Raw genomic sequence first — 25,452 nt, forward strand, 5'->3', positions numbered from 1 at the left:
CCTGCCTAGGTTCCGAACAGGCGATGCCAGGCACTGCTCAATCGGATTGCAAGTGGCTGACCGGTGGCGCCAAAGGCCCCCGCGGCAAATGATCGTGTGGCGGGTTTTGGACGGGCAATTTTTCTCCTGCTCAAGGGCCACAACTGCATGGTCACAACTGCAAACGGCCCACCACTGGCAAGCCTCGCAGCAGAACCGACGAGCTGCCTATAATGCTCGCTCATCTGCCCGGCGATGCTTCAAAGGGCCATCCTCAAGGTCTGCACAAGGCATCTTCATGACTGAGCAACCCGCATCGCCGCAAAACCCCGCGCTGAGCCCAAGCCACCTGGATTTCCCGGTGGTCGGTATTGGTGCGTCGGCTGGAGGGCTGGAGGCCATCCGCACCTTCTTCCAGCAGATGCCCGGTGATTGCGGTGCAGCCTTTGTGGTGGTGTTGCACCTGTCGCCCGACCACCAGAGCGTGGCCGACAGGATCATCCAGGAAGCCACGCCGATGCCGGTGCGCCAAGTCACCGAGCCAGTGCCGATCGAACGCAACCATGTCTATGTGATTTCGCCGGCCAATCGTCTTTCCACCAACGACGGCTACCTGCGCGTCACCCCGGCCAACCGCCGACGCGGCGACCATGTGGCCATCGACCTGTTCTTCCGTGATCTGGCCGACGTGCACAAGGACCACGCCTTCTGCGTGGTGTTGTCGGGCACCGGTGCCGACGGCGCGGTGGGTCTGTCGCGGATCAAGGAACAAGGCGGCGTGACCCTGGCGCAGACCCCGGACGACGCCCAGTACGACAGCATGCCGCGCGCCGCCATCGAGACCGGTATGGTCGACCTGGTGCTGCCGGCTGCCGAGATGCCGCAGAAGCTGACGGAACTGTGGCGTACGGCGCGGCAGGTGAAATTACCTGAGATCGAAGACGATACCCTGCCGCCGCCGTTGGGCACCCGGGCCGGCGATGCCCAGGCCGCCGAGCCATTGCTCGAAGAAATCCTGCTGCAACTGCGCACCGCCACCGGCCATGACTTCCAGCATTACAAGCGCGCCACCGTGCTACGACGGATCGAGCGCCGCCTGCATGTCACCGGGCAGACCGACCTGGGCAGTTACCTGAACTATCTTGAGCAACACGGCAGCGAAGCGACTGCCTTGCTCGGCGACATGCTCATCGGTGTGACCAATTTCTTCCGCGACCGCGAGGCTTTTGAATCGCTGGAACGTCACGTGCTGCCGCAACTGGCCAGCGAAGGCGAGGACAACCGCGAGATCCGCATCTGGTCAGCGGGCTGCTCCACCGGCGAAGAGGCTTACAGCCTGGCCATGCTGGTGTGTGAGCAACTGGCCCTGGAACAGCGCGCACGCAAGCTCCAGGTGTTCGCCAGCGATCTCGACGAACGCGCCATCAGTATTGCCCGCGCGGGTTCCTATCCCGAGGCGATCGTTACCGACGTGCCACCCACCCGGCTACGCCAGTTCTTCGTCAAGGAAGACCAGCATTACCGGGTGCGCAAGGAGGTGCGCGAGAAGGTGCTGTTCGCCCGCCACAACCTGCTGTCCGACCCGCCGTTCTCGCAGATCGACCTGATCGTCTGCCGCAACCTGCTGATCTACCTCGACCGCGAAGTCCAGCACGATATCCTGCAGATGTTCCACTATGCCCTGCGCAGCGGTGGCTACCTGTTCCTCGGCACCTCAGAATCGGCCGATGTAGCCGGTGAACTGTTCGCCCCGGTAGACAAGCGCAACCGCATCTTCCGCGCCCGTGACGTCAGCCCGGCCGGCCGTCGCTCAGGCCGGCAGCTGCCCGGGGCGAACATGACCAGCATCGCCCAGGACCTTCAGGCCAAGGCCAAGCCCGGACGCAAGCCGTCCTATGCCGAGATGCACCAGCGTGCCCTGGCCCGGCGCACGCCGCCAAGCCTGATCATCGACGGCGACGGCAATATCCTGCACATGAGCGACGGCGTCGGGCGCTACCTGCAGCTGGCAGGAGGCGAGCCGAGCCGTAACCTGCTCAACCTGGTGCTGCCGAGCCTGCGCCTGGCCTTGCGCACTACCCTGTTCCAGGCCCGCCAGGGCACCGAGGCCGTCACCTCGCGGCCGGTCGCCCTTGGCGAAGGTGAACAGAGGCAGCAAGCCGAGATCACCGTGCAGCCCTTCAAGGACGAACTCAGCACCGGCGAGTGCCTGCTGGTGGTGTTCGAAGAGCGTGCGCCGGACCCGTCCTTGCCGCTGCCAGGGGTCATCCGCCAGACCGACAGCATGGTGCTGAACAACCTGGAGCGCGAACTGCAGCGTACCCGCCAGCAACTGCAGGAAACCATCGAACAGTCGGAGGTTTCCAGCGAAGCCCTGACCGCCTCCAACGAAGAAATGCAGGCCATCAACGAAGAACTGCGTTCGGCCAGCGAAGAGCTGGAAACCAGCAAGGAAGAGCTGCAATCGATCAACGAGGAATTGCTCACCGTCAACTACGAGCTCAAGAACAAGGTCGAGGAAACCGACAAGGTCAACGACTACCTGAGCAACCTGATCGCCTCGACCGACATCGCCACGGTGTTCGTCGACCGCAACCTGCGCATTCGCTGGTTCACCCCGCGCGCCACCGACTTGTTCAGCATGCTGCCGATGGACACCGGCCGCTCGCTGCTGGACATCACCCACCGCCTCGATTACCCGGCACTGGCCGATGACGCCCGCGCCGTGGCCAAGGGTGAAACCATCATCGAGCGCGAGATCGGCGCCCAGGACAACCACTGGTACCTGGCACGCTTGCTGCCGTATCGCTCCAGCGAGCAGGAGATCGACGGCACCGTGCTTACCTTCATCGACATCAGCAAGAGCCGCGCCGCCGAAGAGCGCGTGCGCCTGGGTGAAGAGCGCCTGAGCAAGCAACTGGCCGAATCGCAGACTTCCAGCCACATGAAGGACGAGTTTTTCGCGGTGATGTCCCATGAACTCAAACACCCGCTCAACCTGATCCAGCTCAATGCCGAAATCCTTCGCCGGCTGCCGTCGATCAAGAGCATCGGCGCCGCCAGCAAGGCCGTGGGCACCATCTGCGAAGCGGTGTCCAGCCAGGCCCGGATCATCGATGACCTGCTCGATGTGGCGCGTATTCGCACCGGCAAACTCAAGCTCAAGACTGAACCCGTGGACCTCGGCGCCATTGTTCGAGGCATCCATGCGGTAGTGCTGAGCGAACAGCACCCTTGCCAGGTACGCTTGGAAATGCCAGCCGACGCCCAGCCGCTGATGATCGAGGGCGACTTGACGCGCCTGGAACAGATCATCTGGAACCTGCTGAACAACGCGCTCAAGTTCAGCCCGGCGGGCAAGGAAATTCGCCTGGTGCTGAGCCACGACCAGACACAGGCACGCCTGCAGGTGATCGACCAGGGCGTGGGCGTGAGCCACGATAATCTGGAGCATATCTTCGACCTGTTCAGCCAGGCGGCGCCGCAGGTGGCCAGCCATGGCCGTGAAGGCCTCGGCATCGGCCTCTCACTCGTGCGCCAGCTGACCGAAGCCCATGGCGGCAGTGTCGAAGCCAGCTCGGCGGGGCTCGGCAAGGGCTGCACCTTTACCGTACGCCTGCCGTTGTGCGACCCAGGTGTGCAATTGCGTCCAGACGCTGCAGAGCCTGTCAGTGAAGGACGGCTGCAAGGCACGACGATCTTGCTGGTCGACGACTCACCCGAAGTGCTGGAAGTGATGCAGGCGTTGCTGGAGATGGAAAGCGCCGAGGTCGCGGCGTACAGCGATCCGCTGAAGGCGCTGGAGGCCGCAGCCAGTGGCGACTATGACGTCATCATCTCGGACATCGGCATGCCAGGCATGGACGGTCACGCACTGATCAAGGCCTTGCGCGGCCTCGCCCACCTGCGTCATACGCCAGCGATCGCCCTCACCGGCTACGGTGCCAGTGCCGACCAGTACAAATCGCGCCAGTCCGGCTTCGATCGTCACCTGAACAAGCCGGTGGGCTATGACGAGCTGGTCGAGACCATCGAGGCGCTCAGCGGCTCGGTGCCCTGCTGAACCGTTAGCCAGTTAAACAGAACGTTCATTGCACGCCTGCGGACAAACCCATATGAACCAGGGATTTGCCGCAGGAGGCTGCATGAAGCCAGTCAAACACCGCGCCACCATCATTTGCCGGCATGGCAAGCAATCACAGAAATGGCTGTGGGTGAGAAAACCCAAGGCACCGTGGACCTTGCCCGGCGGCAAGATCGAGCCGGGAGAGACACCGGTGCAGGCCGCCGAGCGGGAGTTACGGGAAGAGACGGGCTTGCAGGCCGAAACCTTGACCTTGCTCATGCGCTTTGAAACCGGTGAGCGCATGCACTATGTGTTCGAGGCCGACTTCGCCCACGCGCCGAAGCCGACCGCCGACCACGAGATCGCCGACTGTTGCTTTCAGCACCTGGACCAGATGTCGGCCATCAACGCCGAGATCAAAACAGTGATCCGCTCTCTGCTGGCGTGCGACCGCACGGTCGCCGCGTCGGTACGCTGAACATGCCCGGCTTCAGGCATGCACACTCCACTGGCAGACCTCGCTGGCAATCGGCATTTCGTCGATGGCGTGGATCATGCCACTCTCCAGCGCCTCCCTGGGGCCCAGGATACGCGGGTAGGCCATGAGGTAACGGGGTACATCCAGCACTTCGCTGCTGCCCTCCGTGCGCTCGGCGACGATCTGCGCATACAGGCGCAGGTCGTAATCCAGGCTCATGGCGTACTCGGCCATGCGTGAATGATCCACTGAGCCATGCAGCGTCCAGTGAAACGGGTGGAACAGGAACTTGCTGTAGCTGCACGCCGTGCGGTGTTCGCCCGCCAGAAACAGGATATTGCCCATGGACTCGACGGTGCCGAGGTTGTGGGTGTGCACGCTGATCGGCAAGGCGCGCAGGTAGTTGTACAGGGTAAAGCCGTAGCTGCACTCGCCGCCCATGGTGGCAATGTTCAGCTGCAACACGTCGGCGCCCTGCTGTATGGCACGCGAGCAGGTGTTGATCAGGTTGCCGCAGGTGGATGAGTTGATCGGTCCGGTAAAGTGAATGATATGTCTGGCCATGCTTGCCTCCGCTTCTGGCAGGTCATTCCTTGGGGCTCTGCCCTTCGTCGTCGCGCTCCGCCATCTGTTGGTATTGCTTGCGCAAGGCATGCAGTTCGGCCGGGTCCATGTGTTCCAGGTCGAGCAATGCCATGTGCGCCTTCTGGGTGGTGCGCAGCAATTCGTCGATCTTGATATGGAGTTCGTCATTGTCGCGGTTCTGGGTGTTCTGGATCAGAAACACCATCAGGAAGGTGATGATGGTGGTCGAGGTATTGATCACCAGTTGCCAGGTATCGTTGAAGTGGAACAGTGGCCCGGTGATGCCCCACACCAGAATCATCAGGAACGCGATGCCAAACGTCAGCGGCCGACCGGTCCAGTTGGCCAGCCCCTGACAGAAACGGTCGAATTTCATACCGACGGACTCCTGTGCTGCATATCTGCTATGCGGTGGAATCGCCCAGGCCGGCAAAGTTCAACTCAGGGCGCCCGGCTTGCCTTCGATCATCTGCGCTGAACCCTTGCCGCGCTGCCCAGGTCGCACATTCAAGTGACGTGCAATGGAGCAGGCTATGAGGACAACAGCGTGAGCGATATCCGCATCGGTATTTCCGGATGGCGCTACGGCCCCTGGCGCAAGGACTTCTACCCCAAGGGCCTGCGCCAGGACAGCGAGCTGGCGTTTGCGTCGCGAGCCGTGAACAGCATCGAGATCAATGGCTCGTTCTACAGCCTGCAAACCCCTGAGCGCTATGTGAACTGGCGTGACGAAACGCCGGAGGACTTCGTTTTTTCGGTCAAGGGCCCGCGCTATATCACCCATGTGCGACGGCTTAAGGAGGTCGAAGAGGCTATCGCCAATTTCTACGCGTCCGGCCCGCTGCTGCTGGGGGACAAACTGGGGCCGTTCCTGTGGCAATTCCCGCCCAACATGAAGTTCGACGAAGCACGGTTCAGCCATTTCTTGGAGTTGCTGCCCAAGGATCGCAAGGCTGCTCGCGCCTGCGCGCAAGGCTGTGCCGAGCGCCTGAAGGATAACGGTGGCACGGCGATCAAGGGCAATGCACGGTTGCGCCACGCCGTGGAGATCCGCCATGAGAGCTTTCTCTGCGAGCGCTTCATCAAACTGCTGCGCAAGCACCGCGTCGCCCTGGTCGTGGCGGACAGCGCAGGCAAGTGGCCCTATGTCGAGGATGTGACCGCCGATTTTGTCTACATGCGCCTGCACGGTGACGTCGAACTCTACAGCAGTGGTTACACGGCGCGTGCCCTGAAGCGCTGGAAGCAGCGCATCCAGGCCTGGGCCGCAGGTGGCCAGGTGGAAGATGCGCAACTGGTCGTGGCCAAGGCGCCGCCAAAACGGGCGTCGCGCGATGTCTACTGCTACTTCGACAACGATCAGAAAGTCCACGCACCCTACGATGCGCGGCGCCTGCTGGAAAAGCTCAAGCTCGATTACCACCTGCTCACCGAGCCAGGCGTCGAGCCGGAGGTGGCGCTGTGAACAAGACCCTGCCCTCGCCGCGCTGCATCATCGACAAGGTCACCGCCGTGCACCGGCTGAACGTGCTGACCATCAACGTGCACAAGGGCTTCACCTTGTTCAACCGCCGCTTCATCCTCCCCGAGTTGCGCGAAGCCGTGCGCGCCACCCATGCCGACCTGGTGTTTCTCCAGGAAGTCCATGGCAGCCATCAGCAGCACGCCTTGCGCCACCCTGCGTGGCCAGAGACGCCGCAGTATGAATTTCTCGCCGACAGCATGTGGCCGCAATTCGCCTACGGCCGCAACGCGGTATACCCGGATGGTGACCATGGCAATGCCCTGCTGTCGAAATTCCCGATCACTCACCATGAAAACCTCGACGTGTCGATCCAGGGCAACGAACAGCGCGGCTTGCTGCATTGCCGCCTGGAGGTGCCGGGGCACGAGCAGGTGCACGCCATCTGCGTGCACCTGGGGCTGCGCGAAGCGCACCGGCAAAGCCAGGTGCAGCTGTTGCTGCAGTTGCTCGACCGGCTGCCGGCACAAGCGCCGGTGATCATCGCCGGCGACTTCAATGACTGGCGGCTCAAGGCTGACGCAGTGCTCTCCCGGCGCCTGGTGGAGGCGTTTGGCGAACACTTCGGCAGCCCTGCCCGCAGCTTCCCGGCGCGCCTGCCGTTACTGCGCCTGGACCGCATCTACCTGCGCAATGCCATGCCGACCAAGGCTCAAGTGCTGTCCATGTATCCCTGGTCGCATCTGTCCGACCATGCTCCACTGGCTGCGGAGATCAACCTGTGAACCGACCTTGGCTCGATGGCAACCGTATCGAACTGCTGATCAACGGCGAGCAGTATTACCCCCGTGTATTCGAGGCAATGGCCCAGGCACAGGAAGAAATCTTGCTGGAAACCTTCATCATCTTCGATGACAAGGTCGGCCAGCAATTGCAGGGCGTGCTGATCGATGCCGCCCGGCGCGGCGTAAGGGTAGAGGTCGCCGTGGACGGCTACGGTACCGCCGACCTGCCTGACAGCTTCGTGGCAGCACTGACCGATGCCGGTGTCAGCTTCCACGCCTTCGACCCGCAACCCAGGGTCGCCGGCATGCGCACCAACCTGTTCCGGCGCCTGCACCGCAAGATCGTGGTGATCGATGGTGCGCGGGCCTTTATCGGCGGGATCAACTACAGCGCTGACCACTTGGGCGATTTTGGTCCCATGGCCAAGCAGGACTATGCCGTGGAGGTGACCGGGCCGGTGGTGGCGCAGGTGCATGCCGCCAGCCGCAGGCTGATGGCTCCGGTGCTGGAGCCGCCCAGCGAGGTACGGCCGCAGACGGCACCGACCGGCTCGAGCAAGGCGGTGCTGGTGGAACGCGACAACCGCCTGCGCCGCACCGACATCGAAGCCCACTACCTGCAAGCCCTGCGCTCGGCGCGCCAGCGGGTGGTGGTGGCCAATGCCTATTTCTTCCCGGGTTACCGCCTGATGCGAGAACTGCGCAACGCTGCCCGCCGTGGGGTCGACGTCACCTTGATCCTTCAGGGCCAGCCCGACATGCGCTGGGTACGCGCCTTGTCGCGCCTGCTCTACAACTACTTGCTGCGCGACGGCGTACGCATTCGCGAATACTGCCAGCGACCACTGCACGGCAAAGTGGCGCTGGTCGACCACGAGTGGGCCACGGTCGGCTCCAGCAACCTCGACCCCCTGAGCCTTTCCTTCAACCTCGAGGCCAACCTGTTCATCCGCGACCCGGCATTCAACCAGCAATTGTACGAACACCTGCAGGCACTGGCAGACGAGCAATGCAAGCCGGTGACGCTGGAGCGCATGATCCGTGGCTACTGGTGGCGGGCACCGTTGATCTTCGTGTGTTTCCACGTTATCCGGCATTTTCCGCGGATCGCTGGCTGGTTTCCCGCCCACCGCCAGCGCCTGCGTTCGCTGCAGCCGGAAGTCGAGGCCGAAGGCGATCTGCATGAGGGGAACACCTGATGGCGCAAGAAAACTGGCAAATCTGGGGCAAGCGGTTGTTCACCGTGGCATTCCTGATCCTGATACCGGTGCTGCTGTACGTGCTTGCGCGCAACCTTGACTGGAACGAGGTGCGCCATTCACTGCTGGCCTACAAGCCGAGCACGCTGGCCATCGGCCTGGCCCTGGCGCTGTGCAGTTACCTGATCTTCGCCAGCTACGACCTGCTGGCCCGGTCCTACACCGGCCACTCGTTGCCCGCCCGCCAGGTGCTGCCGATAGCCTTCGTGTGCTATGCCTTCAACCTCAACTTCACCACCTGGGTAGGCGGTGTGGCCTTGCGGTACCGCCTGTACAGCCGCCTGGGCCTGGATACGCCAACCATCACCCGCATCCTCACCCTGGGCCTGCTGACCAACTGGATGGGCTATATGCTGCTGGCCGGTAGCGTGTTCGCCCTGGGCCTGGTCAAGCTGCCGGCCAACTGGGCGGTCGGGGCCGGCGGCCTGCGGTTGATCGGCGTGCTGTTGTTGGCGATCGCGATCGGCTACCTGCTGGCCTGCGGCCTGGCGAAAAAGCGCACCTGGCGCTGGCGTGAGCATGAAGTCACCCTGCCCTCGCTGCGTCTGGCCCTGTGCCAGGTTGCGCTGGGCGCCAGCAACTGGGCGATGATGGCCTTGCTGATTTTCTGGCTGCTGCCTGGCGAGGCGTTCTACCCATCGATCCTCGGCATCCTGCTTATCAGCTGCGTGGCCGGGGTGGTCGCCCACATACCCGCCGGCCTTGGGGTGCTCGAGACGGTGTTCCTTGCGCTGCTGCACGGGCAACTTGGCCAAGGCACGCTGGTGGCGGCGCTGCTGGGCTATCGGACGTTGTATTACCTGATCCCGCTGGTGGCAGCCGTACTCACTTACCTGATCCTGGAAAAGCGCGCCAAGGCCATGCGCCAGCGCGACAAACCGGCCTAGAGGGCCTGGGAGGTAATCATGCGCGTTCCTGCAATGATGCTGATGCTCGTCAGCCTGGCCAACGGCGAAGCCTTCGCAGAGGCTTGCGATGTGCTGACCCGCTCTTCCAGCGAGGCGGTGAAGCCCGTCGAGCAGCGTACCTGCTACAGCTTCAGCAACATGCCCGCCGAAGCCATCAACTGGTCGTGCAGCAACGAGAGCAAGGACATGCTCAGCACGGAAAAACACAAGGTGGCGCGTTGTGCCGATGGCAGCGTGGGCAGCTGCATTGCGCCGTTGACCCAGGAAACCCTGGCCAATCCCAAAGCGGCCGGGCAGGACCAGCCTTCATCGAGGCCGGCCCTGCCCAAGGATGCCAGGGTGATTACCTACTATTACGACACCCCGAGCCTTGGCCAGGCCCGGGCCGATTGCGAGCGTAACGAAGGCATCTGGCAAACCCATTGACCCGCCGTCAGGGTGAGATCGGGTCGCTGGCCGGAAAGGTCTCATCCAGGGCATTGTCGACGTTGGTCTCCTTCGGCTGCTCCATATCGCCGCATTTGCAATCGGCCATCCGGCAGGGCTCGCCATTGCGGTGGCCGCTGGCACAGGCTTCGCAGCAGTAGGCTTTGCCGCCCTGCTGCACGGCGTTGGCGTCGACAGTGCAACTGCAATGGTTGCAGGCACAACGTTGCTCGTTCATGGTGTTTTCCCCTGTTCATCGTCTATGACGTCGTCTGTCCACGGCTCGCCGTCCAACGGCGCGGAGCGCGCCAGCTCCGCTTCATCGAGGCCAATGCCACCGCCGATCTCCTCGGCATCCACATGACGCAGGGTCTGGTCCGCAGGCCCGCTGTCATCACCCGGTTCACGGGGGTCGCGGGCACCGGTTTCGTCCAGCAGCGTGTCAGGGCTCAGGTCGTCATAGGTGACATTGTCTTCGTGCAAGCTGTCGCTCAACGCTTCCCCTCCGCTCATGCCACTTTCGGCAACGCGCCGGGGGGGAAACTCCTGGTCGACCTCCTGTGCAGGCCGCTCGTCACCTACCCGGCCCACGCGGTCGTCGTTGCGGTCACTGAAGTCCAGCTCATGGACACTGCCCATGCGGTCTTGCGTGTCATCGATCTCAGTCGGGGTGTATGGCTTGGGGTCATCTGGTCCGGACATATCGGCTCTCCTTCTGTGGCTTACGTGCGGTCGACTGCGCCAAGCTGCGGATGATTCAGAGTTTTTTTGAACTACCGGGCGACTGGCCATCTCCCAACCTACAGACAGCGGATGATTCGGAGCCCGCCATGGCCAAACCTCTCGAAGAATACGAGCGCAAGCGCGATTTCAACGCCACGCCCGAGCCCAGCGGCAAGGGAGGCCGAGGCAAACGCGCTCACGCACTGCAGTTCTGCATACAAAAGCATGATGCCAGCCACCTGCACTACGACTTCCGCCTGGAACTGGACGGCACCCTGAAGAGCTGGGCGATACCCAAAGGCCCTTCGCTCGATCCAAAGGTGCGGCGCCTGGCGGTTCACGTCGAGGATCACCCGCTGGACTATGCCGACTTCGAGGGGCATATCCCGGAGGGGCACTACGGTGCCGGCGATGTCATCGTCTGGGACCGCGGGGTATGGGAGCCCGAAGGCGATCCTCGGCAGGCCTATGCCAAGGGCAAGCTGCGCTTTCGCTTGCAGGGTGAGAAGCTGGCGGGCGTATGGAACCTCTTTCGCACCCACCTGGCGGGCAAGAAAGAGCAATGGATGCTGGTCAAGTCCCACGACGGCGAAGCCCGCAGCGAAGACGACTACCGCATCGTCGAGGCGCAACCGGACAGCGTCATCAGCGATCGCACCCTGCATCCGCGTGCTGCGCCTGCAAAGCCGGCCAAAAAGCGCGCCGGCAGCGCGGTCAAGGCGGCGCTGCCCGATCGACTGCAACCCCAGCTGGCAACCCTGGTCGACTCGCCGCCAGCGGGTGACTGGCACTATGAAGTGAAATTCGATGGTTATCGCATACTTGCCCGGATAGACGGTGACGATGTCCGCCTGTTCACCCGCAATGGCCACGACTGGACGGCCAAGATGCCTGGGCAAGTCGCGGCGCTGCGGGCATTGGGGGTGGATCGCGCCTGGCTCGATGGCGAGATGGTGGTCAACGACGAAAACGGCAAGGCCGACTTCCAGGCCCTGCAGAACGCCTTCGATACCGAGCGTGATGAACAGATCTGCTACTACGTTTTCGACCTGCCGTATCTAGGCAATCAGGACCTGCGCAAGGTGCCCTTGCAGGAACGGCGTGAGGCCTTGCGCCGCTTGCTCGAGCACAGTGAATCGGAGCTGCTCAGGTACTCGCAGGATTTCGACCAGCCTGTCGACTCGTTGCTCGACAGCGCTTGTCGGCTGGAACTCGAGGGCCTCATCGGCAAGCGCGCCGACAGCCCCTATGTCGGCCGGCGCAGTGCCGACTGGGTCAAGCTCAAGTGCAAGCAACGCCAGGAATTCGTGATTGTCGGCTACACCGACCCCAAGGGCAGCCGCACCGGCTTCGGCGCGTTGTTGCTGGCGTTGCATGACGACGACAGCGGCGAGTTGCGCTACGCCGGCAAGGTCGGTACGGGCTTCAGCGCCACCACCCTGGACAGCATCCTTGCCCGCCTCAAACCCCTGGAGATCGACAAGCCTGCCCTGCCCAAGCCGCCTACCGGGGCCGAGGCGCGCAGCGTACATTGGCTGAAGCCACAGTTGCTGGCTGAAGTTGCCTATGCCCAGATGACCCGCGACGGCGTGGTGCGCCATTCGGTATTCCACGGGCTGCGCGACGACAAGCCAGCCACCGACATCGACCTGGAGCGCGCCATGCCTGGCAAGAGCGTACCCAAACGCAAGCAAGCCGAGCTGCCGGACGACCTCGGTGAACTGCGCCTGACCCACCCTGACCGCGTCATCGACCCCACTGTGGGTGCCACCAAACGCCAGGTCGCCGAGTACTATGCGGCAGTCAGCCAGTGGATACTGCCGCAGCTCAAGGGCCGCCCGGTCGCACTGGTGCGCGCCCCCGATGGCCTGGGCGGCGAGCTGTTCTTCCAGAAAAACGCCGGCCAGTTGCACATCCCGAACGTGGTCAGTTATGACAAGGCCGAGGCTGGCCAGGCGGCAATGGTCATCAATCGCCCCGACACATTGCTCGGCGCCGTACAGATGAACATGCTGGAGATGCATACCTGGAACGGTACCGACAAGGACTTCGACAAGCCTGACCGCTTCGTGCTCGACCTCGACCCCGACCCTGCGCTGCCGTGGAAAGCCATGCTCGAGGCCACGCAACTGACGCTCACCCTGCTCGACGAGCTCGGGCTCAAGGTCTTTCTGAAAACCAGCGGCGGCAAAGGCATGCACCTGGTGGTGCCGCTGACACGGCGTGCCGGCTGGGATGAAGTCAAGGATTTCAGCCACGCCATCGTCAATTACCTGGCCAAGTTGTTCCCCGACCGCTTGAGTGCCGTATCAGGGCCCAAGAATCGGGTCGGCAAGATCTTCATCGACTACCTGCGCAACGGCAAGGGTGCCACTACCGTCTGCGCCTACTCGTTGCGGGCGCGGGAGGGGCTGCCGGTTTCGGTACCGATCTGGCGTGAGGAACTGGGCCAGCTCAAGGGCGCCAACCAATGGCACATCGGCAACCTGCGCGAACGCCTGGCCGAGGTGGACGACCCATGGGCGCAGATGGGCAAGACCCGCCAAAACATCACCGCAGGCATGCGCAAGAAAATGGGGCTGGCATGAGCATCATCCAGGATTTCGACCTGAACAACCTCGATCGTTTGCTTCGCGACTTCTGCGAGCGACCACAACCCTTGAACCTCGACACGCAGCTGCCGCAATTGATTCAGGCGTTACGCGCCGATCAGCTGGACCTGCTGCCATTGCCTGGTCAGGGCAGCACCTTGCAGCGCTGGCAGACCCTGGCCCGGGTGGCAGGGTGCGACCTGGCCTTGGCCAAGTTGTATGAAGGGCATACCGACGCGATGGCGATATTGGCCGAATGCGGGGCCGCCCACCTTGTCGCCGACGGCATATGGGGCGTCTGGGCTGCTGAGCCGCCCGAAGCGCGCGCGCAGATCGTGGCGCGTGAGGGTGACAGCGTGCGGTTGGCCGGCCGCAAGGCCTGGTGTTCAGGTGCGTTGCAGATCGACCGGGCGTTGATTACCGCCTGGGCCGAGGGAGACCAGCCGCAACTGGTGGCCATCGAACTGTCGCAACCCAGCCAGGGGCTGAACATCGAAAGCTGGCAGGCAGTGGGCATGGGCACTACCGCCAGCATCGAAGTGACCTTCGACAACTCCCCTGGCACTGCCATCGGCCGCCCCGGGCAATACCTGTCGCGCCCGGGGTTCTGGCATGGCGGCGCCGGTATTGCCGCCTGTTGGTACGGTGCAGCGGAAGCTCTTGCGGATTATCTGCGCGCCTACTGTCGCAACCCGCACCCCGACGTCCATGCCCAGGCCCACCTCGGCGCGGTCGATGCCGCCTTGTATGGCGCCCGCGCCGCGTTGCGCGAATGTGCGCAATGGATCGATCAGCACCCCGACGCGGATGCCAGTTTCGAAGTGCGCCGCACCCGCGCCCAAGTGGAGCAGGCGGTCGACCACGTCATCAACCACGTCGGCCGGGCGCTGGGCGCGAGCCCATTTTGCCGCAACAGTCATTTCGCCCGCCTCAGTGCCGACCTGCCGGTCTACCTGCGTCAGAGCCATGCCGAACGGGACCTCGCCGCGCTGGGCCAACAGGTAGCACAGGTGCCGGCAGGAGCTTGGCAACTATGAGTGAAGACCTGATCCAGGCCAGCAGCGGTACGCCGTGGTCTGCCTGGCAACACGCGGCCCACCTGGCCCGTGCCACCTGGATGTCCCCGCAGCAGCTCTGCCCACCTGGGCGCCGGCTGGTACTGGTCGCACCGCACCCGGATGATGAGATCCTGATGGCGGGCGGCCTGCTTACCCACTTTCGCGGCCGTGAGGCTGATCTGCTGATCATTTCCGCAACCGATGGCGAAGGCAGCCACCCGGGCTCGGCGCAGTGGAGCGAGCATCGCCTGCGCCGTCAACGGCCACTGGAGAGCCGGCAGGCCTTGGTTCAGCTTGACCTGGACCCCAACCGCCTGGAATGGCGCAGGCTCAACCTCAAAGATGGCGGCCTGCCCCGTGAAGAAGCGTTTCTCACCAACCACCTGTCCCAGTGCCTGCGCCCCGACGACCTGTTGATGGCGACCTGGCGAGGCGATGGCCACTGCGACCACGAAGCGGTTGGCCGAGCAGCAGCCCAGGCCGCTCTGGCGCGCAACGCGCAGCTGATAGAAGTGCCGGTCTGGGCCTGGCATTGGGCGCAACCGGATGACCCGCGCCTGCCCTGGCCCCGCGCCCACCGGGTGCAACTCGGCGAAGCCAGCCTGGCACGCAAACGCAAGGCGCTCGCCGCCCATGTCAGCCAGCTGGTACCAGACGGCGCGCAGCCTGCGGTGCTGCCTGCGCACCTGCAGGAGTGCCTGCTGCAACCTTTCGAACTGGTGTTCCTGTAAACGGAGTAGTCATGAGCCTCGATGCGCAGTATTTCGCCGATTTGTATGCCGCTACCGAAGATCCCTGGGCATTTCGCACCCGGTGGTATGAAAAACGCAAACGCGAGCTGGTGATGGCCAGCCTGCCGCGTCAATGCTATCAACGGGTGTTCGAGCCTGCCTGCGCCAATGGCGAACTGAGTGCGCTGCTGGCTGAGCGCTGTGCGGAGCTGCTGTGCCAGGACCTCGACCCCACCGCTGTGCAGCTGGCCCGCCAACGCCTGGCCGAGGTGCGCAATGCCTCGGTAGAACAAGCCAGGCTACCGGGTGACTGGCCTGGAGGGCGCTTCGACCTGATCGTGCTGAGCGAGGTCGGGTACTACCTGGACCCCACCGATTGGCTGCAGGTGATCGAGCAATCGGTCGCCAGCCTGAGCTATGACGGCGGACTGCTGGCCTGTCACTGGAAGCATCCAATCGCCGGTTGCCCGCAGGATGGTCGGGAAGTGCACCAGTTGTTGGCCAAGCACTTGCCACTGTTTTCGGTTTATCGCCATGAAGAGGCCGACTTCATGCTTGAGTACTGGTCATGCCAGCCCAGCGTGGTCGACCTGGATGAGACCTGCCCATGATCGGCGTGGTGATCCCCGCGCATAACGAAGCGCGGCGCCTGGGGCGTTGCCTGACCGCAATGGCGGCCGCCGTTGCCTTGGCCGAACAGGCTGGCCATACGGTACGTGTGCTGGTGGTGCTGGACCGCTGTGTCGATGCTAGTGCCCGGGTGACCGCCCGCTATGGTGTGGATGCGCTGGAGGTCGAGGCGGGAAGTGTCGGCATGGCGCGCCGCTTGGGGGCCCGTTGGATGCTCGAACGCGGTGCCAGCTGGCTGGCCTGTACCGATGCCGATAGCCAGGTGCCGGCGCACTGGCTGCTGTCGCAGTTGGCGTGTGCGGCCGAAGTGGTGTGCGGCACGGTGCATATCGCCCGCTGGCAGCCTTGGCAACGGGCGGCACTGCGTAAGCTGTACCTCAGCCGCTATGAGGCACGGGAAGGCCATCGGCACATCCATGGCGCCAATCTGGGTGTGTGCGCGCGCGCCTATGAGCGGGTTGGCGGCTTTCAGCCGCTGGCGGCACATGAAGATGTGCAGCTGGTGCGTGATCTTGAGGCTGAGGGCGCACAGATCGTCTGGACTGCCAGGCACAGCGTGGCCACCAGTAGCCGCATCGACAGTCGGGCACGGGAAGGTTTCGGGGACTACCTGGCGAGTCTGTAGCTGCCTGTCCCGACCTGTTCACGGGTGAGCCCGTCAACCGGCCGGGACAGCATTCAGGAGGCTTTGCGCGGGCGCTTGGCGGGTTTCTTCTCAGCGGTTGCCTTCTTCGTTGCCTTGCCACCCAGGCTGCGTTTGAGCAGCTCGGTCAGATCGATGATGTCGGCACCCTTCTCGGCGGCCCCACCCTCGCCCTTCTCGACCACGGCGATCTTGCCCTTGCTGGCCTTCTCTTCAACCAGGTCCATGATGGTCTGGCGAAAAGCGTCGTGGTACTCATCGGGCGTCCAGGGCCCGCTCATGTCCTCCACCAGCCGCTTGGCCATGTCCAGCTCACGCTTGTCCAGCTTGCTGTCGGTCACGCTCTTGTCCAGCTCCAGCGTTTCCAGCCCACGCACTTCCTCGGGCCAGCGCAGGGTGATCATCACCAGCGCTTGGTCAAGCGGGCGCAGCAGTGCCAGGTGCTGACGCGTATGCAGCACGACCGTGGCCAAGGCGACCTTGCCGGTACTTTCCAATGTCTCGCGCAACAGCGCGTATACCTTGCCGCCGCGTTTGTCCGGGCTGAGGTAGTAAGGGGTATCGAAGTGCTGGAGCGGAATCTCGCTGGCTTCGACGAACGAGAAGATGTCGATGGTCTGGGTGGCTTCGGGGCGCGCCTTGCGAATCTCGTCTTCGCTGATGACCACATAACGGCCTTTTTCGTATTCCACGCCTTTGACGATGTTTTCCTTGTCGATGTCCTTGCCGCTCACCTTGTTCACCCGCTTATAGCCCACCGGCTCCATGCTGCGCTTGTCGAGCCAGTCGAAATCGACTCGCTCGGTGCGCACGGCGGTGTTGAGCGAAACGGGGATATGCACCAAGCCGAAGCTGATAGCGCCTTTCCAGATAGCCCTGGCCATGAGCGCCTCCTACGGTTGGCCGGGCTGGCAGTAGCGCAGCGTACCGCAGCGCTCGCAGCAATGGCACTGCAACCCGGAAATTTTCACCTCAGGCATGGCGCGCCAATGGCAACCACGCAGCAAGCAGATAATGCTCATCCGTCACCTCCCTGCCCAAAATGCCGGGCCCTTTCATCAACTGACTGCGGGAGGTGCGGAAGGTTTATTCCAGTTGCGCCTCAGTGCGACTGGCTGAACAGCACACGTTTCAAGGCTTCGGCCGCCAGATGAACCTGCACCGCCCAATCGCCGGCAGCATCGCTGCCCGCGTCATCGGATATGTATTTCAGGCAGAGCAGCCCGATACCCTCGTCGCGGGCGATCCGGGCCAGCACATAGGCCTCCATGTCGACCACGTCGTAGGGCGCTTCGCCATGACCGGTCTCAAAGCTGTCACCGCTGCCGCACACGCCCAATGGCACACCAGGCTGTACCAGACCATGCTCGAGCACGATTGGCAGCTGCGAAAGCGGCGTTTCATAGCGGGCGAAGCCGAGGGGTGTCGCGTCCATGTCGCGCTGTACGAAGCGGTTGCAACACACCACTTGGCCCTTGCCGTAACGTTGGCTGCCCGCCGACCCAAGGTTGACGATCAGACGCGGGCGCTGGCGCTGCAGTGCCTGGGTCAGCGCGATCGCTGCGTTAACCTTGCCGATACCGGTGAACAGCACATTGCAGCCGGCGAAAGCGCTGCCCGCCTCGTCTTCCAGGGCGAAGACAAACAGGATGTCGTCCAGTGGGATGTCATGCAGCATGAGGGGTGTGGTCATGGAGTGGGTCCGGGTGGCTGGCGAAATGCGCAGCCATTGTCAGCCAAACCCGAAGGATTGCAAGCCGATGAACTCAGGCAGCGCTGCTGGCCGCTGTGCATGACCCTTGCTGCAGCACCAGGTCGATCACCTGGCGCTGCGCCTGGGCAGGGTTCAAGCCGTTGTCACGGGCCTGGCGCAGGCAGGCCAACTGCCTGTCGGCACTGTTGCCATCGCGCAGGATCTGCCGGGCGCGCATGAAACCCCGTTCGGCGTCCACGGTGTCGACCGGAAACTGGCTCTCGAGCTGAGCCAGCCAGCCCTCGGCCGTGACCGGCTGTTGCGCGTCGATACCAATGAATTCGGCATGCCTGCCGTGACGCAGGGCTCGCCAGTAGTTTTCCTGAGTAACCCAACGAAGCTCCCGGACCAGCGGGCCACACGGGTGACGATACGCCAAGGCATGTTCCACAAGGTGGCGGAACAACGCGGCGATGCACAACGCATCTTCGATGTTGGGGCAGGCATCGCAAATGCGCAGCTCCACGGTCGGAAAGCGTCGCGAGGGCCTGATAGCCCACCAGAAGTCACCGTCGTCAGCCATCGACCCCGTGCGTTGCAACAACGCCCGATAGCGCTCGTAGGCCGCCCAGTCGGCCAGCGGCTCTGGCAGCCCCATGTGCGGCCACTCGCCGCAAATCACCCGCCGATAACTCATGTAGCCGGTTTCCTGCCCCTGCCACAGCGGTGACGATGCGCTCAATGCGAGGAACAGTGGCAGCCAGCCCACCAGGCGATTGATCAATTGCATCCGGTCGCAGCCCCCGGGCACGCCTACGTGGATATGCAGGCCATTGACCAGCGACCTGCGTGCGACGTGGCGGTAATCGTCGAACACCTGCCGGTAGTGCGCCGAGGACCTGGGCTTGTGCTTCAGCCACGGCGCATTGGGATGACTGGCAGCGCCATACAGGCCAATGCCCTCTGCGGCCAGGGCTTGCTGCAGACTATGACGGCTCAGGGTAAAGAACTCGCGGGCCTCCCCTGTTGAGGCGAGCACCGGTGAAACCACCTCCACCTGGCTACGAAACATCTCTTCGGTGAAGTGCTTGCCCAACACCTCACGGCAACGCCGGGTGACGGTCAATGACGGCGTCACCGGCACCCGGCCGCTGGAAATATCCACCAGCAGGTATTCTTCTTCTATGCCGAACGTACAAGGCGGCGTCATGGCGTTACCCATTGCGAGTAACGGTCAGGGCGACTGCGGCGATGCGCTCGACCCGCTCATACCCCGCTTCATCCAATTGTTCGCCGAACACGTCGGGGTCGATTTCCCGATAGCTCCACGACCATTGCGGGCCGGCCAGGCGCAAGCGCACGGCCTCCAGCAGTGCATCTCGACCGTCGATGATGGCAACCCCGGTGTACAGCAACAACGAGCCGTGGGCGCTGAGGCGTTCACACGCCTGCTCGACGATGCGCAGCGACAGTTCTGCGCCCAGCGAGCCACCACCGTGGCGATAAGTCCGTTGCCCGGCATCGAGCATGTAGGGAGGGTTTGCCACGATCAGGTCGAAGGTGCCGGTAATACCATCGAGCACGTCACTCGGTTCCACCGACAAGTTGCTCACCCCGGCCAAGGCAGCGTTGATCGCGGTGTAGCGCAGAGCCAGGGGGTTGATGTCGACCGCGCTGACCTGGGCATGCTGCGCCGCCCGGGCAATGAGCAAGGCGCCCACTCCGCTGCCACAGCCGATGTCCACGGCGTGTTGTACGCGCGTATGGCGGCGTTGCAGATGGTCATGAATGACCTGAGCGAAGCGGTAGCTGTCTGGGCCAAAGAACACCGCATCACTGGCCTCTGTCGGGTACGCGGAATGCACCAGCAACAACTCGTCGAGGCTGGCGAAGCGGACCTTGCTGCGCAGCAAACCCTCTGCCTCGGTGAGTAGCTGCGCTTGCTGCAGTTGCTCCAATTCATCAGCTGACAGCAGAGACGGCGCAAAGGGGCGGCTCCAGCCAAACACATCACGCAAAGTCGTCGCGCGCTCGGCACCTGCGCGCGCGTTGTTGCGTCCATGGGTGGCAGGCGTCACACAGGTAAAGCGGTAACCGTCGGCACGCAAGCGTTTGCCCAGTTGCAGCAGCGCCTCATCGGCGCGAGCTTGTTGAGGTTCCAGCATCATCAGTGGGGCTCCTCCTGAGCGAGACCGGTGGCTTGCAGATAGGCCCGGGTGGCCAGCAGCCCGTCCGGGGACGCATGGCGATTGCCAAGCATGCGTTCGATCAGGGCAGGGATGTCCTGATTGGCGGGTAACGGGCCTGGCGCTGCGTCCATGTCCAGGTGCGGCTCCCAACTTCCCGGTTGCACACGGCGCAGCGGCGCTTGCCAGTCAGCCGCTATCCAGTCATGCCAGAGCTGCTTTTCGTAAACCGTGAACACGCCGTACATCGGTGCCGCCGGCCCTTCGATCACCTTCCACCAACGGCTTTGGCTGGGGTCTTCGCCGCGCCTGATCCATCCTTGCTCGCACATGGCGTCAACAAAGGCAGGCATCGCGCCCGGCTCGGCCAGCCACTGGTTGATCGTGCGCTTTTGCAAGCGGCAGCGGTCGGCATGCATGAAGCGCCCGTACAGGCTCTTTTGCTCCAGCGCAGCGATCAGTTGCGCGTGCAGGTCGAAACTGGCAATCAGGCTGGGAGTGTCCATGCCCAGGTCATTGAGGCGATAGCCTCGACGTACACGCGCATAGAAGTCTGCTTCTTCACCCGCGGGGCACAGTTGCTGTACAGCTTCTATCGACTTCTGCGCATGACCGCTGGCAGCGTTGTCGATGGTCACATGTAGCTGGAAATAGTGGCCATCGATGCCCAGTTCGGCCAGTTCATAGGTGGTGATCAGCAGGTGCAGTGGCGGCTGTTCATAACCGAGGTTGTAGCCGATCACCTCGGGCAGGAAGCGTTCACTGTATTGGCCCAAGGCAAGCTGCAATGCGCCTTGCAGATAACGGTCATCAGGCAGCAACAGCGGATGCGACCCGAGGCGGCTCAACAGACGCTGATAGATCAGCACGTGATTGCAGCGCGGGTCGCCGTTGCCCAGCTCTTCCAGATAGGTGCGGATCAAGCCGTGGTAGCGCAGGTCTGCCCAGTGCTGCAAGGTGCCCTGCAGCCAGGCGCCGTCCACGGCCTTGGTCGGCGCCACCTGCTGCAGAAACCACATTGCCTGTGAGCGATTGCTGAAATAGCGCCGCGGCGCGCCACGCTGCCGTTCGGCAAGATAGGCGGCGTAATCGCTGGCCACCTGGGCGGCATGCTGCGCACTCCACTCAGCCAGCTGGCCCGGTGAGTCCGGCAGGTCGTCTTGCAATTGCTCGGCGCGTGCGAGCTGTTTTTCAAGCCAAGGGGCGGCGCACGCATCAAACCCTTCCAGCATGGTCTGGTAACGCTTAAGCAGGCAGTCCGTCGTCGGGGCTGCGGCGGCGGCGGCAAGGTTGCGGGTCATTACCGTCATGCCATGCTCCTCATGCAATCATTGGCTTTTGTCATCTCGCGGCATCGGCTCTGGATCCGGAGCAGGTTGCGGCGCGGGTTTTTCGTCATGCTGCTGCATCTGCACCGACGCCTTGCTCGAGTCGTTGTCCTTGCCAGGATGGTTGTTGTCGCGGTCGAAACAGCCGCCGAGCAGCGTAAGGCTGCCAAGCAAGACGATCAGGGGCTTCAGGTGCATAGGACCTCCCATTGCGGTCAATCGCGATGCCAGGTTGCCCTGGCACCGCGTACCCTGCGTTACGAACGGCCGCCCTTGCGGCTCGACTCGCTACTGCTGCTGCGCCCGCCGCCAGAGCTCTGGCCGCCTTTGCGCCCTGCTTCGGATGCTTTTTCGCGGTCGTTGGCGAAGTTGCCTGGGTTCTTGTTGCCACCCTGGCTGCCGGTGCGGCTGTTCTCTTTGCTGGCCATGGTCTCTCACCTCTTGTGGCTTCGAAGGTGCACGGCGCTGCGCCGTACATAAGGTGGGAGTTCGGCCATAACGGGGGATTCGTTTTATTGCGAAGGGTTCGGACCGGCGGCGTTAAATAAGCGGCGATAGATTATTTGGCGCGCCAGCCGATTCTGCCTGGCGCTGCCGCCTTCCCAGCCAGGCGCCGGTGAAAGCCCAGCCTACCGCCAGCACAGAGCCGATCAGCATCGCCAGCGGCGGATGATCAGCCAGCAGGTCCAGGCCACGTTTGAACCAGCCACTCAGGGCATCGCCACCGCGGTAGACCACGGTGTCGAGAAAATTCTTCGCCTTGTATTTGTCTTCGGCCGGCAACACCGTGAACAACATCTCGCGGCCCGGCCGCACCAGCGCGTATTCACCTGCCCGGCGCACCACCATGACCACCACGAAGACGGCGAATACGGGCGCCAGGGCCAGCCACACGAAGCCGGCAGCCATCACCAGGGGTACCGCCACCAGCAACACCCCTACCCCCAAGCGCCTGGCCAGGCGGCCGGTGAGAAACACCTGAGTGAGGACCGCCAGCGCTTGCACCACGGAGTCGATCAGGCCGAACACCTGGGTCTGGCGGGTACGATCGGTGAAGGTTTCGCTGACGATGCGAGCCTGTTCGAAGTACAAGAACGTGCTGACGCTGGCGAGCAGCGTCACGAACAAGGCAATTGTCAGCAAATACGGCGAACGCAGCACGGCCAGCGCGCCAGCGAAGGGATTGCCACCCAACGGGCGCGATGAGGGCTGTTCATTCGCTACGGGAAACGGGTTGCGATCGCGCCAGCGTTGCAATACGAGGCAGGCGAATACGCTGCCCAACAGCAACACCCCGGCCAGAAGCACTAACCCGGCGTGCCCCAGCGGCGCCACCAGCAGGGTGCCCAGGATCGGCCCGCTCAGGCCTCCCAGGCTGGCCCCGGCGGCCAGCAGGCCGAACAAGCGCTTGCCTTGCTCGGTGGAAAACAGGTCGGTGAGCACGCTCCAGGCCAGCGAAATGCTCAGCAGGTTGAACACGGACAGCCATATGTAGAACGCCCGGGCATTCCACACGTCCTCTGGATCCACTGCAAACAGCACAGCGAACAGCAACAGGTTGCTGGCGAAGAAACCATAAGTCCAGGGCAGGATGTGCCGGCGACGTACCTTCGAGGCCAGCCAGCCGAACAACGGCAGGCAGGCCAGGGTGGCAACAAACGTACCGGTGAACAGCCATTGCAGGTTGTCGACACCGCCCGCCACACCCATGGTTTCGCGCACCGGGCGCAGCATGAAATAGCCGGTGAACAGCAGGTAGAACAAAGACAACCCAGCGATGACTGCCGGGCCCTCGCCTGGCTCGATACTCAGCCCCTCGTCCAGGCGCTTGCGCCAGTTGCCCATGGCTTCAGGCGAACTGCTTGATCAGCGCTTGCTGTTGCGCCTGGCTGAGCAAAGGCTCATGCCCTGCCTTGAGCTGGTCAAGCTGGCGCTCAGGACGCCCGGTCGCGGGGATGACCGTCGTCACGGCCGGATGGCTGATGGCGAACTTGAGAAACAGCTGCGCCCAGCTGCCGATTCCGGCCTCGGCCGCCCATGCCGGCAAGGCCTGGTCCTTGACCCTGGCGAACAGCCGGCCGTCGTCGAAGGCACGGTTGACCAGCACGGCGACGCCCTTGTCCTGACACAGCGGCAACAGTTCGCGTGCGGCGTGCGGGGCATTCACCGAATAGTTGATCTGGATGAAGTCCAGCGGCTCGCTGCGGACGATGCGCGCCACGTCTTCGTGGCCACTGTTCAGGTAATGAGTGATACCGACGTAACGGGTCTTGCCCTGCTGCTTGAGCTCGCGTGCGTAGGGCAATTGCGTTTGCCAGTCGCGCAGGTTGTGAATCTGCAACAGGTCGACCGTGTCGGTACGCAGGCTCTTGAGCGTGCCGGCCCATTGCGCCTGGGCTTCGGCCTGGCTGTCGGCGGCGATCTTGGTGGCGATGAAGCACTGCTTGTGCCAGCCACCCTCCTCCAGCAACTGGCCGAGCATGCGGTCGGCGCCGCCATAATTGGGCGAGGTGTCGATGACCTTGCCGCCACCATCGAAGAACGCCTTGAGCACCACCTTGAGCTGCTGGTACGCGGCAGAGCCGGCCTCGACTTCAAAGCTGCCAGAGGTACCGGCACCAATCACCGGCAAGGCCTCGCCTGTGCTCGGGACCTTGCGCGTCAGCAATCCGCCAGGGCCGGCGGCCTGCAGCCATGGGCTGGCGGCAACCAGCGCCAAAGCCGCACTGGCGCGTAGGACATCGCGACGCTTGTACATGGCAAAGCTCCCGTCATAAGTCGGAAACTTCCAAGGCTAGCCGCTCTATCCTGCGCCGGCAGTTGATTCTGTATCTGGATGTTTTGTAATCAGGCCTGCAGCAGCGCGCTCAGATCCAGACCCGCCGCAGCCATGGGTGGGCACCAGTAGTAGCCGCCGGTCAGCGGCCGGCTGAAGCGGTACAGGCCGTCGATGATGCCGTCTTCCAGGCCGCTCATGCGCCGCAGTTGCACTTCGAAGGCATCGAAGCTAGGGCCCAGGGCGACGAACGCCAGGCCTGCGCCGCGGCTGTCGGCCCAGGCGACCGAGCGGCGCACCATGAAGGCCTCTGGCGCGAAGCTTTCCTGGGCGGTGCGCTTGACGTGGGCCGACTCCGGCGCGTCGTCGAGTTCTTCGTTGTCGCTCAGGCGGCGGCCGATGATGTTGTCCTGGTCGGCCTGGGGCAGTGACTTGAAATAGTCCAGGTCATGTTTCCACAGCTGGAAGGCGGCAAAGCTGGAACCGGCCAGCCCCGGCTGCTCGCCGGCCAGAATGGCGGCGTCCACGGCATCCAGGTCCACCGGGTTCTCGGTGCCGTCCTGGTAGCCGGTAAGGTCGTGGCCACCGCGGTGCAAAAAGCCGTCGACGCTGTCCGCCAGGCGCAGTGCCGGGGCCAGCGCCTGTTCCAGCGCCTGGGCCTGGAGCAGCAAATCACCGCGCTCGTTGCCGCGCAGCCACAGCCACAAGGCGTGTTGGGTGCTGGGGTTTTCCACCGCGGCATCCAGCTGCGGGAAGGCGCGCAGGCCGGGTACGTCACGCCCCAAGGCTTTCACCAATGGCGCACCGATACCGAGGATCAGGTTCTGGCCATCCACCTGCGGCAGCAATGCATCCAGTACGGCAGGCAACGCCTCGGGCGACTGCAGGGCAAAGAACAGGTGGCGGGCGTGGGCCGGCACAGGGGTGGCAAGCAGACCTTGCTGGAACGGCATGACAGGCTAATCCTCGGCAAAAAAGCGGAATGCTACTGCGCCGGAGCGCCCATCGCAACGCGGCATGCAGACGCTGTGCGGCAAGGTTCACTGGCAATCCGGTAACAAACGGTTACCAAGTACTGGCGCATTGCGATTAGCCAGTCCGCAAGGCCGGCCTAGACTGCCTGCATCCTTTGCCCGAGTGCCCGC

General features: G+C 63.4%; 26 protein-coding genes and 1 pseudogene. 12 read left to right on the top strand and 15 right to left on the bottom strand.

Going from position 1 to position 25,452, the window contains the following annotated elements; genetic code table 11:
- Positions 1 to 277 precede the first annotated feature (277 nt).
- Entirely contained in the window at positions 278 to 4,042 is a 3,765-nt protein-coding gene (locus APH33_RS07335) for a CheR family methyltransferase (RefSeq protein ID WP_054884496.1), read from the top strand.
- An 82-nt stretch (positions 4,043 to 4,124) separates the two neighbouring features.
- Positions 4,125 to 4,523, top strand: coding sequence for an NUDIX hydrolase (locus APH33_RS07340; RefSeq protein ID WP_054884497.1), 399 nt, complete (start codon positions 4,125 to 4,127; stop codon positions 4,521 to 4,523).
- Positions 4,524 to 4,535: 12 nt separating this feature from the next.
- Here the strand turns inward: APH33_RS07340 and APH33_RS07345 are convergent, their stop codons facing one another.
- On the bottom strand, positions 4,536 to 5,087 hold the full coding sequence (locus APH33_RS07345; RefSeq protein ID WP_054884498.1) for an ATP-dependent Clp protease proteolytic subunit: 552 nt from the start codon (positions 5,085 to 5,087) through the stop codon (positions 4,536 to 4,538).
- Between the two features lie 22 nt (positions 5,088 to 5,109).
- Positions 5,110 to 5,484 (bottom strand): low affinity iron permease family protein, encoded by a 375-nt coding sequence (locus APH33_RS07350; protein ID WP_054884499.1) that lies wholly within the window; start codon positions 5,482 to 5,484, stop codon positions 5,110 to 5,112.
- A gap of 171 nt (positions 5,485 to 5,655) precedes the next feature.
- On the opposite strand from APH33_RS07350, the gene APH33_RS07355 reads away from it, so the two are divergent.
- The 5 genes from APH33_RS07355 to APH33_RS07375 are packed head-to-tail and all read left to right on the top strand — an operon-like array spanning position 5,656 to position 9,948.
- Positions 5,656 to 6,573, top strand: a complete 918-nt coding sequence (locus APH33_RS07355) for a DUF72 domain-containing protein (RefSeq protein WP_054884500.1) — start codon at positions 5,656 to 5,658, stop codon at positions 6,571 to 6,573.
- Entirely contained in the window at positions 6,570 to 7,355 is a 786-nt protein-coding gene (locus APH33_RS07360; RefSeq protein ID WP_054884501.1) for an endonuclease/exonuclease/phosphatase family protein, read from the top strand. Before APH33_RS07355 ends, APH33_RS07360 begins: the two co-directional genes overlap by 4 nt.
- Positions 7,352 to 8,554 (top strand): cardiolipin synthase ClsB, encoded by a 1,203-nt coding sequence (gene clsB, locus APH33_RS07365; protein WP_054884502.1) that lies wholly within the window; start codon positions 7,352 to 7,354, stop codon positions 8,552 to 8,554. Before APH33_RS07360 ends, clsB begins: the two co-directional genes overlap by 4 nt.
- Entirely contained in the window at positions 8,554 to 9,501 is a 948-nt protein-coding gene (locus APH33_RS07370; protein WP_054884503.1) for a lysylphosphatidylglycerol synthase domain-containing protein, read from the top strand. The genes clsB and APH33_RS07370 overlap by 1 nt, the downstream gene beginning before the upstream one ends.
- An 18-nt stretch (positions 9,502 to 9,519) precedes the next feature.
- On the top strand, positions 9,520 to 9,948 hold the full coding sequence (locus tag APH33_RS07375; RefSeq protein ID WP_054884504.1) for a hypothetical protein: 429 nt from the start codon (positions 9,520 to 9,522) through the stop codon (positions 9,946 to 9,948).
- Between the two features lie 7 nt (positions 9,949 to 9,955).
- On the opposite strand, the gene APH33_RS07380 is transcribed toward APH33_RS07375, so the two are convergent.
- Together APH33_RS07380 and APH33_RS07385 are read right to left on the bottom strand one after the other, a co-directional pair.
- Positions 9,956 to 10,186 (bottom strand): metallothionein, encoded by a 231-nt coding sequence (locus tag APH33_RS07380; protein WP_054884505.1) that lies wholly within the window; start codon positions 10,184 to 10,186, stop codon positions 9,956 to 9,958.
- Positions 10,183 to 10,650, bottom strand: coding sequence for a hypothetical protein (locus APH33_RS07385; RefSeq protein WP_054884506.1), 468 nt, complete (start codon positions 10,648 to 10,650; stop codon positions 10,183 to 10,185). The genes APH33_RS07380 and APH33_RS07385 overlap by 4 nt, the downstream gene beginning before the upstream one ends.
- Positions 10,651 to 10,778: 128 nt before the next feature.
- Here APH33_RS07385 and ligD point away from each other — a divergent pair, with 128 nt between their 5' ends.
- The 5 genes from ligD to APH33_RS07410 are packed head-to-tail and all read left to right on the top strand — an operon-like array spanning position 10,779 to position 16,306.
- Positions 10,779 to 13,259: a DNA ligase D gene (gene ligD, locus APH33_RS07390; protein ID WP_054884507.1), complete on the top strand. Its 2,481-nt coding sequence runs from the start codon at positions 10,779 to 10,781 to the stop codon at positions 13,257 to 13,259.
- Positions 13,256 to 14,299 (top strand): acyl-CoA dehydrogenase family protein, encoded by a 1,044-nt coding sequence (locus tag APH33_RS07395; protein WP_054884508.1) that lies wholly within the window; start codon positions 13,256 to 13,258, stop codon positions 14,297 to 14,299. The genes ligD and APH33_RS07395 overlap by 4 nt, the downstream gene beginning before the upstream one ends.
- Positions 14,296 to 15,051, top strand: coding sequence for a PIG-L deacetylase family protein (locus APH33_RS07400; protein WP_054884509.1), 756 nt, complete (start codon positions 14,296 to 14,298; stop codon positions 15,049 to 15,051). The genes APH33_RS07395 and APH33_RS07400 overlap by 4 nt, the downstream gene beginning before the upstream one ends.
- An 11-nt stretch (positions 15,052 to 15,062) precedes the next feature.
- Positions 15,063 to 15,662 (top strand): bifunctional 2-polyprenyl-6-hydroxyphenol methylase/3-demethylubiquinol 3-O-methyltransferase UbiG, encoded by a 600-nt coding sequence (locus APH33_RS07405; protein ID WP_054884510.1) that lies wholly within the window; start codon positions 15,063 to 15,065, stop codon positions 15,660 to 15,662.
- Positions 15,659 to 16,306: a glycosyltransferase family 2 protein gene (locus tag APH33_RS07410; protein WP_054884511.1), complete on the top strand. Its 648-nt coding sequence runs from the start codon at positions 15,659 to 15,661 to the stop codon at positions 16,304 to 16,306. Before APH33_RS07405 ends, APH33_RS07410 begins: the two co-directional genes overlap by 4 nt.
- 53 nt (positions 16,307 to 16,359) lie before the next feature.
- On the opposite strand, the gene APH33_RS07415 is transcribed toward APH33_RS07410, so the two are convergent.
- From APH33_RS07415 to APH33_RS07460, 11 genes and pseudogenes are all read right to left on the bottom strand, one after another.
- Entirely contained in the window at positions 16,360 to 17,208 is an 849-nt protein-coding gene (locus APH33_RS07415) for a Ku protein (RefSeq protein ID WP_054884512.1), read from the bottom strand.
- A 9-nt stretch (positions 17,209 to 17,217) separates the two neighbouring features.
- On the bottom strand, positions 17,218 to 17,346 hold the full coding sequence (locus APH33_RS27820) for a PSPA7_2676 family Cys-rich small protein (RefSeq protein WP_262108595.1): 129 nt from the start codon (positions 17,344 to 17,346) through the stop codon (positions 17,218 to 17,220).
- Positions 17,347 to 17,426: 80 nt separating this feature from the next.
- Complete coding sequence (locus APH33_RS07420) at positions 17,427 to 18,017, bottom strand: nucleosidase (RefSeq protein WP_054884513.1); 591 nt, start codon at positions 18,015 to 18,017, stop codon at positions 17,427 to 17,429.
- A 73-nt stretch (positions 18,018 to 18,090) separates the two neighbouring features.
- Entirely contained in the window at positions 18,091 to 19,227 is a 1,137-nt protein-coding gene (locus APH33_RS07425) for a carboxylate-amine ligase (RefSeq protein ID WP_054884514.1), read from the bottom strand.
- Positions 19,228 to 19,231: 4 nt separating this feature from the next.
- On the bottom strand, positions 19,232 to 20,185 hold the full coding sequence (locus tag APH33_RS07430; protein ID WP_054884515.1) for a class I SAM-dependent methyltransferase: 954 nt from the start codon (positions 20,183 to 20,185) through the stop codon (positions 19,232 to 19,234).
- Complete coding sequence (locus APH33_RS07435; RefSeq protein WP_054884516.1) at positions 20,185 to 21,513, bottom strand: iron-containing redox enzyme family protein; 1,329 nt, start codon at positions 21,511 to 21,513, stop codon at positions 20,185 to 20,187. The genes APH33_RS07430 and APH33_RS07435 overlap by 1 nt, the downstream gene beginning before the upstream one ends.
- 18 nt (positions 21,514 to 21,531) lie before the next feature.
- Positions 21,532 to 21,729, bottom strand: coding sequence for a hypothetical protein (locus tag APH33_RS07440; RefSeq protein ID WP_054884517.1), 198 nt, complete (start codon positions 21,727 to 21,729; stop codon positions 21,532 to 21,534).
- A gap of 59 nt (positions 21,730 to 21,788) precedes the next feature.
- Positions 21,789 to 21,914 (bottom strand): annotated as a pseudogene (locus tag APH33_RS07445) (KGG domain-containing protein); the annotation flags it as partial.
- Positions 21,915 to 22,071: 157 nt separating this feature from the next.
- Complete coding sequence (locus APH33_RS07450; protein WP_054884519.1) at positions 22,072 to 23,376, bottom strand: NTP/NDP exchange transporter; 1,305 nt, start codon at positions 23,374 to 23,376, stop codon at positions 22,072 to 22,074.
- 4 nt (positions 23,377 to 23,380) lie between these two features.
- A complete protein-coding gene (locus APH33_RS07455; protein WP_054884520.1) occupies positions 23,381 to 24,289 on the bottom strand; it encodes an aldo/keto reductase in 909 nt (302 codons plus the stop codon).
- Between the two features lie 89 nt (positions 24,290 to 24,378).
- A complete protein-coding gene (locus APH33_RS07460) occupies positions 24,379 to 25,260 on the bottom strand; it encodes a Dyp-type peroxidase (protein ID WP_054884521.1) in 882 nt (293 codons plus the stop codon).
- Positions 25,261 to 25,452 lie beyond the last annotated feature (192 nt).

Source organism: Pseudomonas sp. NBRC 111130 (assembly GCF_001320485.1).
Taxonomy (GTDB): Bacteria; Pseudomonadota; Gammaproteobacteria; order Pseudomonadales; family Pseudomonadaceae; genus Aquipseudomonas; species Aquipseudomonas vlassakiae.